Source organism: Microbacterium sp. LRZ72, from assembly GCF_033792225.1.
Classification (GTDB): Bacteria; Actinomycetota; Actinomycetes; order Actinomycetales; family Microbacteriaceae; genus Microbacterium.
The window spans coordinates 1-1,157 of sequence record NZ_JANGEX010000039.1; the positions used below are offsets into that span (position 1 = coordinate 1).

1 protein-coding gene is annotated in these 1,157 nt (G+C 68.5%); it reads left to right on the forward strand.

The features are described 5' to 3' along the window. Positions 1-109: 109 nt before the first annotated feature. Positions 110-1,157, forward strand: a 1,048-nt coding sequence (locus tag M4I32_RS15150) for an ISL3 family transposase (RefSeq protein ID WP_319035313.1), incomplete at its 3' end; no start/stop codon positions are given.

A 1,157-nucleotide genomic window follows, 5' to 3' on the forward strand; every position in this document is an offset into this window, starting at 1 on the left:
GGCTCTTCGTAATTGACGGTGTAGTCGGGGTGCGCGTGGCGTTGGCGGGGTGGGCGTCGGGGTCTTCCAGGATGGAAGTTCCTACGCTCGCCAACCGGAAGACCCCGACGTGTCCAACGCTAGCTTCGATGATCCCGATCTGACCACGTTCTGCCGTCTCGAGGAGCTCGGCCTCGAGGCGGTGGGGCAGCGGCTCGAACCAGATCGTGCGGTGCTGGAGTGCCGTGTGATCGAACTGGACCGGTGGTGCCGGTCGTGCGGGTGCGAGGGTCTGGCGCGGGACACGGTCGTCCGGCGTCTCGCGCATGAACCGTTCGGGCATCGCCCGACGACGCTGGTGGTGCGGGTGCGCCGCTACCGCTGCTCGGGGTGCACGCGGACCTGGCGGCAGGACACCTCGAGGGCGGCGCCTGCGCGGGCGAAGCTCTCCCGCGGCGGTGTGCGGTGGGCGCTGGAGGGCATCGTCGTTGACCATCTCACCGTCTCCCGCGCCGCGGCGAGTCTTGGCGTGTCGTGGCATACGGCGAACAGCGCGATCATCGCCGAGGGCAAGCGGGTCCTGATCGATGATCCTGCCCGGTTCGATGGGGTCACCACGGTCGGGGTCGACGAGCATGTCTGGCGTCACACGAGGTTCGGTGACAAGTACGTGACCGTGATCATCGACCTCACCCCTGCCCGCGAGAAGACGGGCCCGGCGCGCCTGTTGGACATGGTCGAGGGCCGCTCCAAAGCCGTGTTCAAGCAGTGGCTCGCGGGACGCCCGCAGGCGTGGCGGGACGGGGTCGAGGTCGTCGCGATGGACGGGTTCAGCGGGTTCAAGACCGCTACCACCGAGGAGCTTCCCGACGCGGTCCCGGTGATGGATCCGTTCCACGTTGTCCGTCTCGCCGGCGACGGCCTGGACCGGTGTCGGCAGCGCGTGCAACAGGACACCCTCGGTCATCGTGGCCGATCCGGTGACCCGCTCTATGCCGCGCGCCGGACCCTGCATACCGGTGCGGGGCTCCTCACGGGCAAGCAGCGCGCCCGGCTCGAGGCCGTGTTCGCCATCGAGGAGCATGTCGAGGTCGAAGCAACGTGGGGCATCTACCAGCGCATCATCGCCGCCTACCGCGAACCCGACAAGCAGAAGGCCAAGACCATGATGCAGGCGG